Origin of the sequence: Croceicoccus gelatinilyticus (assembly GCF_018398395.1) — a bacterium.
GTDB classification, from domain to species: domain Bacteria; phylum Pseudomonadota; class Alphaproteobacteria; order Sphingomonadales; family Sphingomonadaceae; genus Croceicoccus; species Croceicoccus gelatinilyticus.
Window position 1 is genome coordinate 112072 of sequence record NZ_JAHCBF010000001.1, and the last position, 16139, is coordinate 128210.

General features: G+C 64.6%; 19 protein-coding genes and 1 tRNA gene. 13 read left to right on the forward strand and 7 right to left on the reverse strand.

All coding sequences use genetic code 11. The features are described 5' to 3' along the window. Positions 1-7: 7 nt before the first annotated feature. Both KIH45_RS00625 and KIH45_RS00630 read right to left on the reverse strand, forming a co-directional pair. A complete protein-coding gene (locus KIH45_RS00625; RefSeq protein ID WP_066765427.1) occupies positions 8-250 on the reverse strand; it encodes an acyl carrier protein in 243 nt (80 codons plus the stop codon). 222 nt (positions 251-472) lie between these two features. Then, positions 473-853, reverse strand: a complete 381-nt coding sequence (locus KIH45_RS00630; RefSeq protein WP_213174086.1) for a response regulator — start codon at positions 851-853, stop codon at positions 473-475. A 125-nt stretch (positions 854-978) separates the two neighbouring features. On the opposite strand from KIH45_RS00630, the gene KIH45_RS00635 reads away from it, so the two are divergent. Genes KIH45_RS00635 through KIH45_RS00655 form a run of 5 tightly spaced genes read left to right on the forward strand, consistent with a single transcriptional unit; the run spans position 979 to position 4205 of the window. Then, positions 979-1218 carry a DUF3572 domain-containing protein gene (locus KIH45_RS00635; RefSeq protein ID WP_225899568.1) on the forward strand — a complete coding sequence of 80 codons (240 nt, stop codon included), beginning with the start codon at positions 979-981 and terminating at the stop codon, positions 1216-1218. Further along, on the forward strand, positions 1215-1844 hold the full coding sequence (locus tag KIH45_RS00640) for an HAD family hydrolase (protein WP_213174088.1): 630 nt from the start codon (positions 1215-1217) through the stop codon (positions 1842-1844). The genes KIH45_RS00635 and KIH45_RS00640 overlap by 4 nt, the downstream gene beginning before the upstream one ends. Continuing rightward, positions 1841-2305, forward strand: a complete 465-nt coding sequence (locus tag KIH45_RS00645) for a RidA family protein (protein ID WP_213174089.1) — start codon at positions 1841-1843, stop codon at positions 2303-2305. Before KIH45_RS00640 ends, KIH45_RS00645 begins: the two co-directional genes overlap by 4 nt. Before the next feature lie 26 nt (positions 2306-2331). Next, the gene (locus KIH45_RS00650; RefSeq protein ID WP_225899569.1) at positions 2332-3048 is read left to right on the forward strand and encodes a glycerophosphodiester phosphodiesterase family protein; all 717 of its coding nucleotides are present in this window, start codon (positions 2332-2334) and stop codon (positions 3046-3048) included. Then, complete coding sequence (locus tag KIH45_RS00655) at positions 3045-4205, forward strand: GNAT family N-acetyltransferase (RefSeq protein WP_213174091.1); 1161 nt, start codon at positions 3045-3047, stop codon at positions 4203-4205. Before KIH45_RS00650 ends, KIH45_RS00655 begins: the two co-directional genes overlap by 4 nt. Positions 4206-4220: 15 nt before the next feature. Here the strand turns inward: KIH45_RS00655 and KIH45_RS00660 are convergent, their stop codons facing one another. Beyond that, positions 4221-4568 (reverse strand): hypothetical protein, encoded by a 348-nt coding sequence (locus tag KIH45_RS00660; RefSeq protein WP_225899622.1) that lies wholly within the window; start codon positions 4566-4568, stop codon positions 4221-4223. A 280-nt stretch (positions 4569-4848) separates the two neighbouring features. On the opposite strand from KIH45_RS00660, the gene dksA reads away from it, so the two are divergent. The 4 genes from dksA to KIH45_RS00680 all read left to right on the forward strand — a co-directional run bounded on the left by dksA (position 4849) and on the right by KIH45_RS00680 (position 7817). Further along, positions 4849-5304: an RNA polymerase-binding protein DksA gene (gene dksA, locus KIH45_RS00665; protein WP_213174092.1), complete on the forward strand. Its 456-nt coding sequence runs from the start codon at positions 4849-4851 to the stop codon at positions 5302-5304. Between the two features lie 183 nt (positions 5305-5487). Further along, the gene (locus KIH45_RS00670; protein WP_213174093.1) at positions 5488-5850 is read left to right on the forward strand and encodes a PilZ domain-containing protein; all 363 of its coding nucleotides are present in this window, start codon (positions 5488-5490) and stop codon (positions 5848-5850) included. 63 nt (positions 5851-5913) lie between these two features. After that, positions 5914-7347 carry an ABC transporter substrate-binding protein gene (locus KIH45_RS00675; RefSeq protein WP_213174094.1) on the forward strand — a complete coding sequence of 478 codons (1434 nt, stop codon included), beginning with the start codon at positions 5914-5916 and terminating at the stop codon, positions 7345-7347. 74 nt (positions 7348-7421) lie between these two features. After that, positions 7422-7817: a DUF4112 domain-containing protein gene (locus tag KIH45_RS00680; RefSeq protein WP_213174638.1), complete on the forward strand. Its 396-nt coding sequence runs from the start codon at positions 7422-7424 to the stop codon at positions 7815-7817. An 18-nt stretch (positions 7818-7835) separates the two neighbouring features. Here KIH45_RS00680 and KIH45_RS00685 read toward each other — a convergent pair whose 3' ends face one another. Next, on the reverse strand, positions 7836-8012 hold the full coding sequence (locus KIH45_RS00685) for a DUF1674 domain-containing protein (RefSeq protein ID WP_213174095.1): 177 nt from the start codon (positions 8010-8012) through the stop codon (positions 7836-7838). A 95-nt stretch (positions 8013-8107) separates the two neighbouring features. Between KIH45_RS00685 and KIH45_RS00690 the strand changes: the two genes are divergently transcribed. After that, the gene (locus KIH45_RS00690) at positions 8108-9346 is read left to right on the forward strand and encodes an RsmB/NOP family class I SAM-dependent RNA methyltransferase (protein ID WP_213174096.1); all 1239 of its coding nucleotides are present in this window, start codon (positions 8108-8110) and stop codon (positions 9344-9346) included. Here the strand turns inward: KIH45_RS00690 and msrA are convergent, their stop codons facing one another. After that, positions 9347-9877, reverse strand: a complete 531-nt coding sequence (gene msrA / locus KIH45_RS00695) for a peptide-methionine (S)-S-oxide reductase MsrA (protein WP_213174097.1) — start codon at positions 9875-9877, stop codon at positions 9347-9349. Positions 9878-10029: 152 nt separating this feature from the next. Between msrA and aguB the strand changes: the two genes are divergently transcribed. The 3 genes from aguB (at position 10030) to KIH45_RS00710 (ending at position 11484) form a co-directional block, all read left to right on the forward strand. Further along, the gene (aguB, locus tag KIH45_RS00700) at positions 10030-10884 is read left to right on the forward strand and encodes an N-carbamoylputrescine amidase (RefSeq protein ID WP_213174098.1); all 855 of its coding nucleotides are present in this window, start codon (positions 10030-10032) and stop codon (positions 10882-10884) included. After that, positions 10877-11368 (forward strand): 2-amino-4-hydroxy-6-hydroxymethyldihydropteridine diphosphokinase, encoded by a 492-nt coding sequence (gene folK / locus KIH45_RS00705; protein WP_213174099.1) that lies wholly within the window; start codon positions 10877-10879, stop codon positions 11366-11368. Before aguB ends, folK begins: the two co-directional genes overlap by 8 nt. Before the next feature lie 40 nt (positions 11369-11408). Next, positions 11409-11484, forward strand: a tRNA-Lys gene (locus KIH45_RS00710). Here KIH45_RS00710 and KIH45_RS00715 read toward each other — a convergent pair. Together KIH45_RS00715 and KIH45_RS00720 are read right to left on the reverse strand one after the other, a co-directional pair. Next, entirely contained in the window at positions 11479-11679 is a 201-nt protein-coding gene (locus KIH45_RS00715) for a hypothetical protein (protein ID WP_213174100.1), read from the reverse strand. The two genes, KIH45_RS00710 and KIH45_RS00715, sit on opposite strands and share 6 nt — an antisense overlap. Before the next feature lie 61 nt (positions 11680-11740). Then, positions 11741-16132 carry a PKD domain-containing protein gene (locus KIH45_RS00720; protein ID WP_213174101.1) on the reverse strand — a complete coding sequence of 1464 codons (4392 nt, stop codon included), beginning with the start codon at positions 16130-16132 and terminating at the stop codon, positions 11741-11743. Positions 16133-16139: the final 7 nt, after the last annotated feature.

The following is a 16139-nucleotide window of genomic DNA, read 5'->3' on the forward strand; positions in this document are numbered from 1 at the left end:
GTGCCGGTTACTCGCCGCGCAGCTTGGTGACGGCGTCGATCAGCTGGCCGTAGGTTTCGATCTCGGCCTGCTGGTTCATCGAGATGATGATGTCGAATTCGTCCTCGATCGCGGCGACGAAGTCCATGACGGTCAGGCTGTCCCATTCGAGATCGCCGGCAAACGTCGTGTCGTCGGTGATGGCGACGCCCTTCTTGTTGAAGGGTTCGATCAGCGTGTCGATCCGGGCCTTGGTGTCTTCGCGGTCCATGATGGAATTGGCTTTCTGATGAAGGAATGAATTTTCAACCGTCGGGCAAAGCGGGGTGAGGCTCCGGTGTCAAGCGGAGAGGTGGCCTGTGCCTGTGCATGGTCGGCGAGGTGAAGCGCCTGACGGACCGCTTGTGAGTGCTCTTTTACCGCTTCTGTCAGATGAGCAGCCGACGGCACATCCTGCGGTGCAGGCTTAAACGATTCGCGATTGGCTTGAAGGTCAGGCCGCGGCGCGGCGGTCGATCAGGGCGTTCACCGCCGACATGAAGGGGTGGATCGATACCGGCTTCGACAGGTAGCCTTCGGCACCTGCGTCACGGATCTTTTCCTCGTCGCCCTTGCCGGCATAGGCGGTAACGGCCAGCACCGGCACGTCGCGCAGGCGGAAGTCGTCCTTCATCGCCTCTATCAACGAAATGCCCGAAACGTTGGGAAGCTGGATGTCCATGATGACGAGGTCAGGACCAAAGTTCGCGGCGCGGGCGATAAAGTCGTGACCGTCGGCGAAGGGTTCCACCACGAAGCCGTTCGCCCGTAGCAGGTCGCAAAATAGTTTCCGATTTAGGTCGTTGTCCTCGACAACGATCACACGTTCAGTCACTGCGATTTACCCCCGGCAGGTCTTCCCCAAGGCCCACCACCGTCCGATTGTGTAATTTATATACCCGGAGTTTGACAATCCCGATGCAGCCCCCAGCTTCAGCAGACGATGCGACTGTGGCTTTGATGGCACTGTCGTGGTTGCTGCAGGACCAGCGCCTTGCTGATCGTTTCCTCGGTCTCACCGGATTGTCACCCGACAGTCTTCGGGAAGGGATAGGAACCCGCGAAGTGCAGTCCGCCGTTCTGGAATTCCTGGCCGGGAACGAAGGCGACATGGTGGCAGCCGCCGACGCGCTTGGCCTGACGCCCGAACGCATCGTCCAGGCACGCGACGCCCTCTCGGGCAGGAGATACGAAGTATGAAACGCCCCCTCGTGATCACGGACTGCGATGAAGTCTTGCTGTTCATGGTTAACCATTTTCGCGACTGGCTGGGCGAGGAACACGGCGTCGAAATGACGCTGGCACAGGGGTTCGAGAACGCGCTGCGCTATCGCGAAAGCGGCGAGCCGGTGGAGCGCGAGGAAATCTGGAAATTGCTGGGCGGTTTCTTCGATACCGAGATGCACCGGCAGGACCTGATCCCCGGTGCGGACGAAGCAATCGGCGCGTTGTCCGAAAAAGCCGACGTCGTCGTGCTGACCAATCTGCAGGACCATCGCCGCCAGGATCGCACGCAGCAGCTGAAGAAGCTGGGTATCGACCTTCAGGTCTATACCAACCAGGGGCCCAAGGGGCCTGCGCTGCAAAAGATCCTTGACGAACATGGCGCGGATCGGCGTTCGTTCTTTATCGATGACCTCGCGGTTCATCATGGTTCTGTCGCCGGGGTTGCGCCGCAAGTGACCCGCCTCCATTTCGTGGGCGAACCGGACGTGGCGCCGCATGCCACGTGCGCCTACACCGCGGGCGATGCCCATGCCCGTATCGATGCCTGGGACGAAGCGCTCCCGTGGCTGTTGAAGCAGATCGAAGGAGACGACGCGTGAGCGCCAATATCGAAGCCCGCCTTGCCGAACTGGGCCTGAACCTGCCCGAGCCGGCTGCGCCAGTGGCAAGCTATGTTGCGGCTGTCGAGGCGGGCGGTCTGCTCCACATTTCCGGCCAGCTTCCTTTCGTTGCCGGCGCGCTCGTCACCGGGCGGCTGGGCGAGGATGTTTCGCTTGAACAGGGGATCGAGGCGGCTCAGGCCTGCGGCGTGATGATCCTTGCCCAGGCGAAGGCAGCGCTCGGTTCGCTGGAGCGCGTGACCCGCGTCGTGAAGCTGGGCGGGTTCGTAAATTCGACCGGTGATTTTACCGATCAGCCCAAAGTCGTGAACGGGGCATCGGACCTGATGATGGCCGTGTTCGGGGAAGCGGGCCGCCATGCGCGCAGCGCGGTCGGCGTTCCGGTCCTGCCGCTGGGCGCAGCGGTCGAAGTTGACGCGATCCTGCAGGTGGGCGCCTGAGCGGGCACTCCAACCGGATGGCCGTGATGGCCCGTCAGGCGTGGCTGGGAGACTGGACTTACGCCCACCGCGGCCTGCACGACGATGACACCTGCGAGAACTCGCCCGCCGCCTTTCGCGGTGCGATCAAGGCGGGGCTCGGCATCGAATGTGACGTTCAGATGAGCGGCGACGGCGAGGCGATGGTCTTCCATGACTGGACCCTCGACCGGCTGACGGCCGAAAGCGGCGCGTTGCGCGACCGGACTGCGGACGAGCTTGCGCAAGTTCCCCTGAAGTCGGGCGGCAACATTCCGCGCCTTTCCGAATTTCTCGCGCTCGTCGGCGGGCGCGTTCCCGTGCTGATCGAGGTGAAATCGAAGCGCGATGCCGAGTGGAAGCCGCTCGCCCGTTCGGTGGCGAGGTCGCTGGCGCGCTACAACGGTCCCGCTGCTGTCATGAGCTTCGACCCGCGCATCGTGCGCTGGTTCAGCCGCACGATGCCGACCCGCCCACGTGGGCTGGTGACAGGGCGAGGCGAGAAGCAGCGGCTGGCCTTCGCGGTCGAACGGTCCATGGCCGTCGTTCATGCGCGCCCCACCTTCATCGCCTGCGACATTCGCGACCTGCCCGACCCCGCGCTTGCACGGTACCGGCGCCGCGGCATGCCGCTACTGACCTGGACCGTGCGCAGCCGCAATTTGATGGCGCGTGCACGTCACCATGCGGATGCCGCGATAGCGGAAGGGGCGGGGCTGGCGTGAGCGACCGTGTCGACGAGAGGGACGACGGCGGGCTTGCCGTCCGGCTCAACCCGTCGGTCGGCGGGCTCGACGCCGCGCAGTGGGACGCGCTCGACCCCACGGGCAATCCTTTCACCAGCCACCGCTTCCTTGCCCTGCTGGAGGAGTCAGGCAGCGTTGGTACCGGCACGGGCTGGTCGCCCGCGCCGTTGACGCTGGGCGCGAAGGACGGGGAAATCCTCGCCGCCTTGCCCGCCTATCTAAAAGGCCACAGCCAAGGCGAATACGTCTTCGATCACGGCTGGGCGGATGCGTGGCAGCGGGCAGGGGGCAGCTACTACCCCAAGCTCCAGATTTCGGTCCCGTTCACGCCAGCGACCGGCCCGCGGGTGCTTGCACCTGATGACGCCACCGCGCGCACGATGCTGCGCGCAGCCGAAATGCTTTGTGAGAACGAAGGGCTGTCCTCAGCCCACGCGACCTTCATCGCGGACGAGCAGATCCACATCTTCGAAGATGCAGGCTGGATGATCCGCGAGGATATCCAGTTTCACTGGACCAATCGCGGCTACGAAAATTTCGACGAGTTTCTCGCCACGCTCGCCTCGCGAAAGCGCAAGGCCATTCGCAAGGAACGGGCCAAGGCGCAGGAAGGCATCCGGATCGAGAGCCTGACCGGCGAGATGATCCGACCTGAGCACTGGGACGCCTTCTGGCTGTTCTATCAGGACACCGGCGCGCGCAAGTGGGGCACGCCTTACCTGACGCGCGAGGCCTTTGACCTGTTCGGGCAGGAAATGGCGAACGATGTCCTGCTGATGCTGGCCTATGACGACGATGTCGCGGTGGCGGGCGCGCTGAACTTTATCGGGCCAGAGGCGCTATATGGCAGGTACTGGGGGGCGCTGGTCGACAAGCCGTTCCTGCACTTCGAGCTGTGCTATTACAGGGCCATCGACGAGGCGATCGCGCGGGGGCTGTCACGGGTGGAGGCAGGTGCCCAAGGCTCGCACAAGTTGGCGCGCGGCTACGAACCGGTACGCACACGCTCTGCCCATTTCATTCCGCATCCCGGTTTCCGGGCAGCGGTCGCCGACTTCCTCGAACGCGAAGCGCTTGGCGTCGGCATGGAACAGGAGGCCCTGCAAGGGCTGTCCCCGTTCCGGAAAGGCCCCTAGCCAGGGGCCGGTTCGTCAGGCGACGCGCCGGTTCGCGGCTTCGGCCAGGAACGCGCGGGCGCGGCGCTGGGCTTCGTGAATTTCGCGAGCGGTCATTTCCTCGGCAACTTCGGCGCGGCAGGTCTGCGCTTCTTCGTGACCACGCGACGCGGCGAGATTGAAGTATTTGTGTGCTTCGACGAGATCGCACAGCGCTCCGCGGCTGCCGGTCGAGAAGGCGCAGCCCAGTTCGAAGAGTGCATTGTCGTCCCCGTCATCATGCTGCGAAAGGCAGCGGCAGACGAGCGCTTCGGTCGTTGCGAGAACCGCCGGATCTACGGCCGGGCCGGTTTCTACAAGGTACAGATGTTCGGCGTATGCCATATCGATCACCCCTGTTTGGCGCCGCTCAAAATCCCCTGCGGCAAGGAACAAGGTGGGTCATCGTGGTCAACAAAACGTTAATCGGTAAATTTCCGAGCCGTAACAGTCCTTTCGCGCAACATCGTTAAATGCATTCGTGTTCGGCAGCGCTTAATCTGTGGGTGATTACATCATTCGACGAAATTGCGCTTGTTTGCGAATCGGCGGGCACTTATAGGGCCTGCCCAGGGATCGGAAGGGCCGGTGGCTCCTAGTCGCCGGCAAGTGCGGAGTGTGACGCATGGGCCTCGCGGCTGCTACGGAAATTGACGTACTCGCTACTGCTCGTCGCAACGTGGGCGATTATACGCCCGACGCGGGCGAGCCCTACATGAATGCGCAGCAGCAGGAGTTTTTCCGCAAGCTGCTGGTTGAATGGAAGCACTCCATTCTCGATGCGTCGGCCGGAACGCTGCAGTCGTTGCAGGACGGCCCGATCCGCGAACCCGATCTCAACGACCGCGCATCCAGCGAAACCGACTGGGGCATCGAACTTCGCACCCGCGACCGCCAGCGCAAGCTGATCGCCAAGATCGATTCGGCCCTGCGCCGTATCGACGAAGGGGAATACGGTTATTGCGAAGTGACGGGCGAACCGATCGGCTTGGGCCGCCTTATCGCGCGTCCCATCGCGACGATGACCGTCGAAGCGCAGGAAGCGCACGAACGCCGCGAAAAGATTTCCCGCGACGATTGATATCGCGGGATTTTCCTGTCTCGGCCCTATGTGTCCCGATCGGGAACACCGCTGGCGCAAAGGTGGGTAACCCCATCGCTTCGTTTACACTTCGTTATCCCTGTTGCGTTAATCCTTGCTCATCGAGGTTAACGCGTGCGCAATCTCTCTCTCCGCGCGCAGCAGGATATCGGGGGTTAAGTCATGCGGGATCAGGACAACCGCAAGCACGAACGCGATTCGCTGTTTCTGATGGCAGAGCTTCGTCTCGAAAGGGACGGTGCGCCTTACGCGGTGAAGCTTCGCAACATTTCCGACTCGGGCGTGATGGCCGAAGGGTCGATGCGCGTGATCCGGGGCAGTGAGGTTTTCGTTGACCTCTGCAATATCGGGCTGGTCGCAGGAAAGGTGGCCTGGGCCGCCGGTGACCGGTGCGGCATCGCTTTTGACGAGGCGGTGGAGTCCGCCAAGGTGCGATTTCCAGTGACCGACGTGGACCTTCCCGAAGGTGACGCCGAAAGCGGTGACGACATCCACACCGACAGCGACGCCGACCGCGGCGCCTGAACTTCTCCTAACATTGGATCATAGCTGCTGACCGCGCACGAATGCGCTGTTAGGGAAGGGGCGATGCGGCCCCTTATTCGTCCTCTTGCCTGTCTGACCATCGCCATGCTCGCCGCCTGCGACAGCGGAGAAGGCGGGCGTTTCGACGTGATCCTTGTCGGCGATGAGCAGGCTGCGCTTTCGCCCGAACCTCCGTTCTCGCCTGCGGCAGACTTGTTGCGCGAAGCGACAGGTAGCGGTCTTGTCGGCCTCGATGCCGAAGGGCGCATCCGGCCTGATCTTGCCGATCGCTGGATCGTGACTGACGATGGGCTCAGCTATATTTTCCGGTTTGAGCAGACGGCAGTGCCGGGCGAAGAGCCGCTGACCGCTCGCGATGTGCGCACCGCCCTTCGCAAGGCGATCAAGGATCTCGACGGGACTGCGCTGGGAAAGGATCTGACCATGATCGACGGGATTTATGCCCGTACGAACCAGGTCATCGAGATTCGCCTGAAGACGGCGGCCCCCGAATTCCTGCAACTGTTGGCCGACCCGGCGCTCGCCATGCGGTTCGAGGCGCGGCATGACCGCGTGCTCGATCTGGAGGCGGAAGGGGGCGTGCTGACCCTTGCCACATATGCAGAAGACCCGCGCGACGCAGAAACGATGGACTTGCGCATTGCCGGGCCGAGGGAAGCGGTTCAGCGCTTCCAGCGGGGCGAGGCACGGCTTCTGCTGGGTGGCGGGATAGATGCGTTGCCCCATGTCGAACTGGGCGGACTATTGCGCGGTGCTATCCGGCTTGATCCCGTGACCGGCCTGTTCGGACTGGCGATCGCCGACAGTGAGGGGTTCCTGTCGCGCGCAACGAACCGCGAGGCGCTTTCGATGGCGATAGACCGGCAGGCGCTCATCGCTCCGTTCGGGATCGGTGGCTGGTCCCCGCGCACGCGGCTGGTACCTGTCGGGATGCCCGGCACGCAGCAGCCACCGGGCCGTTGGGCGGCGCTGACCATGGAAGAGCGTCAGAACATCGCGGCGCAGCGGGTTGCGGGCTGGGTGGCGAGCGAGGGGGCCATTGCGCCACTGTCGATCGCGCTGCCCACGGGCACGGGCGGCGATATTTTGTTTCGCCGCCTGTCGGCTGACCTGTCACGCATCGGGCTTGGCGCTCGCCGCGTAGGACCGGGCGAAAAGGCGGACCTCACCCTCGTCGATGATGTCGCGTGGATGGACCGACCGGAGTGGTATCTCCACCGGCTCGATTGCGGCGTGAGGAAGGGCCTGTGCAGTGAAGAGGCAGATGCGCTGGTGGCGCAGGCCATCGCCGAGCCTGACGCCGCAACGCGAAGGCAGCTTCTATCCGAGGCAGAGGCACTGCTGACCGATCTCGACAGCTTTATCTCCTTCGGCCCGCCGATACGTTTCTCGCTGGTGCGCGGCGGGGTGGACGGGTTCGGGGTCAATCGCTGGGGCTTCCATCCCTTGTCGCAGCTGTTCGTCGACCCCACCTAAGGGGCATGGACCAAGGCAATCGCACTGACGGAATGCGTGGTGCGGGCGGTTTCGAAACCGGCCGTGCACGGCGCATGGATTTTCGGGACAACATGCCGGTCGGCAACGATCCGGCCTCCATCCGCAAGAGGATCGAGGCGATGGAAGCGGTGCTCGAACGCGCTTTCGTGATTCCCGGCGTGAATTACCGGGTCGGCCTTGATTCGGTTGTCGGGCTCGTTCCCGTGGTCGGCGACCTGATTACCGCTGCGATGGGCGCCTACATCGTGTGGGAGGCCCGAAATCTCGGCATTCCGAAGTGGAAGCTGTGGCGCATGGCCGCGAACATCGGGTTCGATACCGCCGTCGGCGCGATTCCGGTCGTGGGCGATGCCTTCGACCTCTTGTTCCGGTCGAACACCAAGAACCTCAAGATCATCAAGAAGCACCTCGACAAGCATCACCCCGAATCGCGGGTGATCGAGGGCTGAGAACGCGGATCCTCGCGATCAGAAGTCGATCGCGATCCCGTTCTTTTCCCAGTCGCCGAAACGCGTCGGGTCGGGACGCTCGTCCTCTTCGTGACGGCGGCCGGGGCCCGGCTTGGGCGCGGGGTCGTTGGTCCAGTGCGCGGGCTTGGTGAAGCCTGCGGGGCGCTTCGTGGCTCGCTTGGTCTCTTCGGTCATGGCGCACAAGATGGGGCAGGCCGCGCCCGGTTGCAACGATCACGAAGGACAGTTCGTGTTGCCAAGCGACGGGCGAAGGTCGATAGGCGCGGGCGATGAACGACATTGCCGGACTTCCCGCGCGTAACGCGGCGCTCAAGATGCTGGATGCGGTCCTGCGCCGCGGCGACACGCTCGACACCGCGGCGGGCGCTGCCAAGGGGCTTGGGCCGTCTGACGCCGCGCTTGCCCGCGCCATCGCCAGCGAGGTTCTGCGCTGGCAGGTCGACCTCGACCGCCTGATCGATTCCGCCACGCGCCAGCGCCTGCCCGACGATGCCAAGGCGCGCACCGTGCTGCGCATGATGCTGGCACAGGCGCTGAAGCTGGAAACCGCGCCCCATGCCGTGATCGCGACCGGACTGCCGCTGCTGGCAGGCGGGCCGAGGCGGCTGGCGCATGGTGTATTCTCGACTCTCGACAGGAAGGGCGCGCGCCTGCCCAATGCGCCGACCTTGCCCGACGATGTCGCCGCGCGCTGGGGTGCGCAATATGGCGAGCGTCTGCCCGAGATCGCCGCTGGTCTCGCATCGCCGCCGCCGCTCGACATCAGCTTGCGCGATGCGGGCGAAACCCATGCCTGGGCCGAGCGGCTGGACGCGCGCGTTATGGCGCCGGGCCAGCTGCGCCTTTCGCGCGGGCAGGCGGTCGATGCCCTGCCCGGTTTCGACGAGGGCGCGTGGTGGGTGCAGGATCTTGCCGCCTCCATCCCTGCCAGCCTGCTGGGCAAGGGTGCGGGCAGGGCGCTCGACCTTTGCGCCGCACCGGGCGGTAAAACGCTGCAACTTGCGGCAGCGGGTTGGGACGTCACCGCACTAGACATTGCCAAGCGGCGGCTTAAGCGGCTGCACCAGAACCTTGAGCGTACCGGCCTGTCGGCGCAAGTCGTCGAGGCGGACGCGCTGAAGTGGGAGCCTGAGCAGGGATTTGACGCGATCCTACTCGACGCGCCGTGCAGCGCGACGGGCACCTGCCGCCGCCACCCCGACGTGCTGCACCGCGTATCGCAGGCGCAGATCGAAGACCTGTCGAAGCTGCAGGCAGCGCTGATCGGGCGGGCGAGCGGCTGGCTCAATCCCGGCGGCGTGCTGGTCTATGCCGTCTGTTCGATGGAGCGCGAGGAAGGCGAGGCGCAGATGGACCGCGTCTCGCTAACTCCCGCCCCGATCACGCGGGACGAACTGCCCGACGGCCTTGTGCCGACTGCAGAAGGCTGGCTCAGGACCGATCCGGGCATGCTGGCCGATGCGGGCGGGCTCGACGGGTTCTTCGTCGCCCGCTTCCGCAAGGACTAGTTACTGGGGCTTCACCCGGTCGGCGAAGCTCTTGCGCAGCTTCTGCAGCTTGGGCGGGATCGTCGCAACGCAGTAGGGGTTCCGCTGTCCGTCGCCTTCCCAGTATTCCTGGTGATAGTCTTCTGCCGGATACCATGTCGCAGGACCTTCAATCGTCGTCACGACGGGCTGGTCATGGTTCGCCTGAGCACGTTCGATCGCGGCTTCGGCTTCGGCCTTCTGCCTGTCGTCCAGCGGGAAGATCGCCGAACGGTACTGCGTTCCGACGTCGTTGCCCTGCCGGTTGAGCTGCGTCGGATCATGCGTTGCGAAGAAGATGTCGAGGATATCGCCCAGACGGACGATCTCGGGATTGAACGTCACGCGCACCGCTTCGGCATGGCCGGTGTTACCCGAACAGACCTCGCGGTAAGTGGGGTTCTCGCTCGTGCCGCCGATATAGCCGCTTTCGACATCGCTGACGCCCAGCACGTCGCGGTACACCGCCTCGGTGCACCAGAAGCAGCCGCCTGCCACGATAACCTGTTCCATTGGTCCGTATTCTCCTTGCTGCCGCACAGATGGGGAGGGGCAGCGTCGTTTTCCATCCGATGAACCTGATAAACGGTTCGAGCGGCCATTCGGTCCTGACACATCGCGGGTTACGGTGGACTTGAGGCCATGCGCACCATATCTGCATGGCCATGACCAGCATTACCGTCGCGGCGCTGCAATGCGCGCTCGGCTCGGACGACGAGCAGGAAAACATCGCGAAGATCAGCGACCTCGTGGCCGAAGCCGCGGGGCAGGGCGCGCAAGTCATTCTGCCGCCCGAACTGTTCTCCGGCCCCTATTTCTGCCGCGAGGAAGACGAGGCGCTGTTCGTGCTGGCGCGTCCGACGGCACAGCATCCTTCGGTGATCGCGATGCAGGCCCTGGCGAAGAAGCTGGACGTGGCGATCCCGACCAGCTTTTTCGAACGCGACGGGCACCACTACTACAACACGCTCGCCATGATCGATGCCGACGGCGAGATCATGGGCACCTATCGCAAGAGCCACATTCCCGACGGTCCGGGATACGAAGAAAAGTACTATTTCCGCCCCGGCAATACCGGCTTCAAGGTCTGGGACGTGTTCGGCACCCGTATTGGCGTCGGCATCTGCTGGGACCAGTGGTATCCTGAAACGGCGCGCGCGATGGCGCTGATGGGGGCGGAACTGCTGTTCTATCCCACGGCCATCGGGTCGGAGCCCTACGACGCCGATCTCGACACCAGCCGCATGTGGCGGCGCGCGATGATCGGGCATTCGGTCTCGAACTGCATGCCGGTGATCGCCGCGAACCGCATCGGGCGCGAGGGCGAGCACCAGACTTTCTACGGGCACAGCTTCATCAGCGACGAATGGGGCGACCTGGTGGCGGAATACGGGCGCGACGAAACCGGCGTGCTGGTTGCGAAGCTGGACCTTGGTAGAGCCGCGACGCACCGCGCCGGCATGGGCTTCTTCCGCGACCGCCGCCCGCAGCTCTACGGCCGCCTTGCCGAGGATGTCTGAGCAGCACCTCTACCTGATCGCGTTGGGCGGAAACGTCCGGCACCCAAGGTATGGCGCTCCCGCGCAGGTTCTGGCTGCTGCGACGGACTCGATTGACGATGCGGTGGGTAAGGTGGTCGCGAGTTCGCCGGTAATGCGCAGCGCTGCGGTGGGACCGTCGGCTCGGCAGTATGCAAATGCCGCGATCATCGTGCGAAGCAAGCTTGAACCCCGGGACATGCTATTGGCATTGAAGGACCTGGAAGCCGAATATGGACGACGCACCGGCGGACAGCGCTGGTCGGCAAGGACGCTCGATTGCGACATCGTGCTCTGGTCCGGCGGAGTCTGGGCAGACGACGCGCTGACCATCCCGCACCCCCTTTTCCGCGAACGCGATTTCGTGCTGCAACCTGCCGCAGCCATTGCTCCGGACTGGCGAGACCCATTGACGAACCTGTCGATCCGCCAACTCCTTTTCCGCAATCGTCACCAAGGCGCTTGACCGCGCCGCCGCCCCTCCTTAGGTGACCGCTCCGTGGTCGGGGCCCTTAGCTCAGTCGGTAGAGCAACTGACTTTTAATCAGTAGGTCGCTGGTTCGAACCCAGCAGGGCTCACCACGTTTCCGTAAAAACCTTCATTTCCAGGCTGAGCGACTTTGGGCCGACCGAAGTCGCTGCCTTCAGGGCGTCGGAATTGGAAATAGCCGGGCGCTCGGCCCGGTTCCTGCGCTTGGCGCGATCATCCCGCTGCTGTTCTCCTGCACGACGTAAAGCCTGACTGGCTGAGCGGTTCGTCGTCGCAGTGATGCCCATGAAAAAGGGGCGGCCCCATGCCGGGACCGCCCCTCTTTTCGTGTCACGATGGCCCGCGGGATCAGAAGCCGAACGAGACCGCTACGCTTCCGCCGACAGCCCTCAGGTCTTCTTCGCCGATCCCGTCATAGAACCCGCGAAGGCCGAAGCTGAGGCCAGTGGGCGCGCTGGTGTCCACGCCGACCGTCACGCGGCCGCGAAGCCCGTCCTCCACGATGGAAAGCGCGTCGCTGCCGAAGGTCAGAAGGCCTTCCATCTCGGCATAAGGTGCGATCGTCCAGCGGCTGTCTGTGACATAGTCATAGGCCAGGCGCGGGCTGAACGCGATTTCGCCTTGGTCGATGGCGTGCTCGGGCACGAGGATACCCAGCGAATCGGTGTAGTCCTGAACGCTTTCGCGGATGTAGCGACCACCCACTTCGGGCCAGAGCGTGAACCCGCCGCCCAGCGGTACATTGCCCAGTGCTGACCCACTGAGCAGGATGCGATCGGTCTTGAACGCATCTGTGAAGTCGCCATAGGGCGAGACAGTGTTGTCGGACTTCCCGAATGCGGCGCGGGCATCGACATAGAGCCCTTCGGACAGCCGCGCGGTGACATAGGGGCCAGCCATCCAGCCGTGGCCTTCTGCCTGCCCCGCGCCCAGCGACGCGTTATCGTGGTTGAAGTCATCGACCTGAACCAGCGCGCCAACAAGGATGCCGTCGGCCACCAGATAGTCGGCGCCAAGGTATCCGATGGCGAACCGTCCGCTGTTGCGGCCCACGTTCACGTCGAGCAACGCGCCTTCTGCCCAGATGTCTAGCCCCGACAGCGCGCTGCCGTCCGAGCGCAACGATTTGCGGGCCATGGCAAGGCTGGTAGAAGCCGTGGTCGTGGCATGGCTGACGGCAATGCGTGCCGGCAGGCGCTGACTGCCCGGCACCGGCACGGGGCCGATCCGCGCCGAACCTGCCGACGGGTCGCGGCCCATGACGCGGGCGATGCGACGCTGGAGATCGGGCTGGTTAGCCAGCAGGAGGGCATTGCGACCTCCTACGAATTCGCCGATCGCCTGCTGCGCGGCGCTGCGCGAATGGCTCATCGTGACGGTGCAAACGAGGTCCTCGTTCGGAGAAAGCGCAAGCGCGATCGAGCGATCGGCGAGCGAGATCGTGCTGTCGGTGTCGTTGCACGACAGTGCGGTCACGGCAAAGCCGTCATCGCGCAGGTCGTCGACGGTGAGCGTGTAGGCGCCCGATGCAACCTGCGAGGCGGAGACGACCGCACGACCGCCGCTCGTCGTCGCGCTGGTCGGCAGACCCGGCACGGTGCTGGTGTAGGACACCGTCGCATCGCCGCCCACGACGTTCTGGATGATCGTGATGCTGCCCTGCGATCGGACCGCGATCGTCACCTGATCGGCTGAGGACGTGGCCAGCCCGTCACTGACGACAAGTTCGAAGACGATGTCCTCCGTCCCCGCGACTTCAGGCGCGGTAAAGGACGGACGCGCGGCTGTAGCATCGCTGAGCGTGACGGTGGGTCCCGAAACCTGCGTCCAGCTGTAGGTCAGCGCGTCGCCGTCCGGATCGCGTGAACCCGCGCCGTCAAGCGTGACCGTATCGCCGGTATCGAGCGGCCCCTGATCGGAACCGGCATCCGCGACCGGGGCGGTATTGGCGGCCAGGGTGAACGCCACGCGGTCGGTAGCGGTTGCCCCGTTGCCGTCATCGATCAGCAAATCGAATTCAAGCGTCTGGACCGCAGAGGTGCGGGCCGGGGCAACGAAGCTCGTCTGCAAAGCGGCGGCGTCGGCGATGGTGACTGCAGGGCCGGACACCTGCGTCCAGGTGGCCGACAGAGTATTGCCATCGGGATCACTTGATCCCGAGCCGTCGAGCGCGACGGTCGCACCCGGAACGATCGCGTCGTCAGTACCTGCATCGGCAAGAGGCGGCTGGTTCACAGGTGCAGCGGCGATCGTGACAGTAACGCGGTCGACATGCTGGGCCGTGCCGTCCGATACCGTGACGTCGAAGCTCATCGTCTGCTGAGCGTTCGTCGCTGCCGGGGCCGTGAACGTGGGCGTGGCGGTGTTCGCACCGCTCAGTGTCACGCTCGGTCCGCTGGCCTGCACCCAGCTGTAGGTGAGGGGATCGCCATCGGGGTCGCTCGACCCACTGGCGTCCAGCGTGACGTTTGCCGACCCGGTTACCGACTGGTCGGGACCGGCATCGGCAACAGGGGCCGTGTTCTGGTTGGCAAGATAGGTGATACGCAGCTGCATCACGTCCTGCGCAGAAGTTGCGCCCAGCGCGTCCGTCACGACAAGGCCGAATTCGAGAATCTCGTACTGCGCCGAGCTGGGCGGAACGACGATAGTGGTCGACACGCCATAAGGGCTGTTGATCGTAACCGGCGGACCAGACAGCTGAGTCCACTGATAGGACAGCGGCGTGTTCCCGTCTGGATCGCGCGAATCGAGACCGGCGATCGTGGCAAGGTCTCCCGCATATCCGCTATAGTTCAGATCCAAGCCGGCATCGGCGATGGGAGCCTGGTTGCTGAGGGCGGCAACGTCGACCGAAACGGTGTCGACATGCTGCTGCGTTCCGTCGGATACGGTTAGCTCAAACGTCATCGTCTGTTGCGCGCTGGTGGCGGCAGGGGCGGTGAAGACCGGCGTCGCGGTGTTCGCGCCGCTCAGCGTCACGGACGGCCCCGAGGTCTGAACCCAGTTGTAGGTCAGCGGATCGCCTTCGGGGTCGCTCGATCCGCTGCCGTCGAGGCTGACGCTGGCGGAACCCGTGACCGACTGGTCCGGTCCTGCATCGGCGACGGGCGGCTGGTTGATGGCGGCAGCGGCGACTTGCACGGCCACGCTGTCGACGTGCTGCTGCATGCCGTCGGACACGGTGAGGTCGAAGATCAGCGTCTGCTGGGTGGCGCTGGCAGTCGGGGCGGTGAAGCCCGGCGTTGCGGTGTTCGCGCCGCTCAGCGTGACGCCCGGCCCGAAGGTCTGGACCCAGCTGTAGGTCAGCGGATCGCCTTCGGGATCGCTCGATCCACTGCCATCAAGGCTTACGCTGGTCGAACCGTTGACCGACTGGTCGGGCCCTGCATCGGCGACCGGCGCCCGGTTGATGACGGCGGCTGCGACGAGCACCGCCACGGTGTCGACATGCTGCTGCGTGCCATCGGATACGGTGAGTTCGAACGTTATCGTCTGCTGCGCGCTGGTGGCGGTAGGAGCGGTGAAGCTCGGCGTTGCGGTGTTGGCGCCGCTCAGCGTCACGGACGGACCCGAGGTCTGGACCCAGCTGTAGGTCAGCGGATCGCCTTCGGGATCGCTCGATCCGCTACCGTCAAGGCTGACGCTGGCGGAACCCGTGACCGACTGGTCCGGCCCTGCATCGGCAACGGGCGCCTGGTTGCTGGCAGCGACGATCACGCCCACGCTGTCGACGTGCTGGGCCGTGCCATCGGACACGGTCAGTTCGAAGATCAGCGTCTGCTGGGTGGTGGCAGATGGCGCGGTGAAGACCGGCGTTGCGGTGTTCGCACCGCTCAGCGTCACGCCCGGCCCCAATGTCTGCACCCAGCTATAGGTCAGCGGATCGCCGTCGGGATCGCTCGATCCAGTGCCGTCGAGGCTGACGCTGGTCGAACCCGTGACCGACTGGTCGGGCCCTGCATCTGCAACCGGGGTCTGGTTGGGCGCAGGCTGCGCCACGATCTGCACCGTATCGCTGGACGATGCGCCATCGGGATCGGTGACCGTGACCTGGAAAGTATAGGTCGTGCCCGCAGCGACGACGACTTGCGCGCTTTGCTGGTTGGCGCCGGTGATCGTGATGGCCGGACCGCCGGTCTGGCTCCACACATAAGTCAGCGGATCGCCATCTGCGTCGGACGAGCCCGCGGCATCGAGAGTGACGGTCGTGCCGCCCGCAACGGTCTGGTCCGGCCCGGCATCGGCGACCGGTGCCTGGTTGGGCTGCGACACATAGCCATAGGCGACGGCGACCGACGCGCAATCGCCGCCGGCGGCATACATCTGCGCCCTGTCGGTCGCACGCGCGGCCAGCCGGCTTCCGAATGCGCCCATGGCGTTCAGTTCATAGATGGCGATTTCAGGCGCCACGTTGGGCAGGCCGCCCCGATACACGGAAAAGGGGACGGTGCCCGAGATCGTCTGGACCGCGCCGACCGTCACGAAGTAATCCTCGCGCGTGGTGGCAAAAGTGCCGTTCTCGGTTCCGATCGACATGATGCGGTCAAGCCCGTTGCCGTCGTCCAGGGTGCCCGTGGCGTTGAACTGGAAGCCCACGGTGCAGTACCCGCCGCCCGGCGTATAGGTGAAATTGGTCGGCGCTGAAGATGTCGCGGCCTGCGCCTGGCTTGCGATGGCAAGACCCGAAACACCGCCCAAAACCAAGGCGCGCCGGAGAGTACTGGTAATTCGTGACATGAAAATT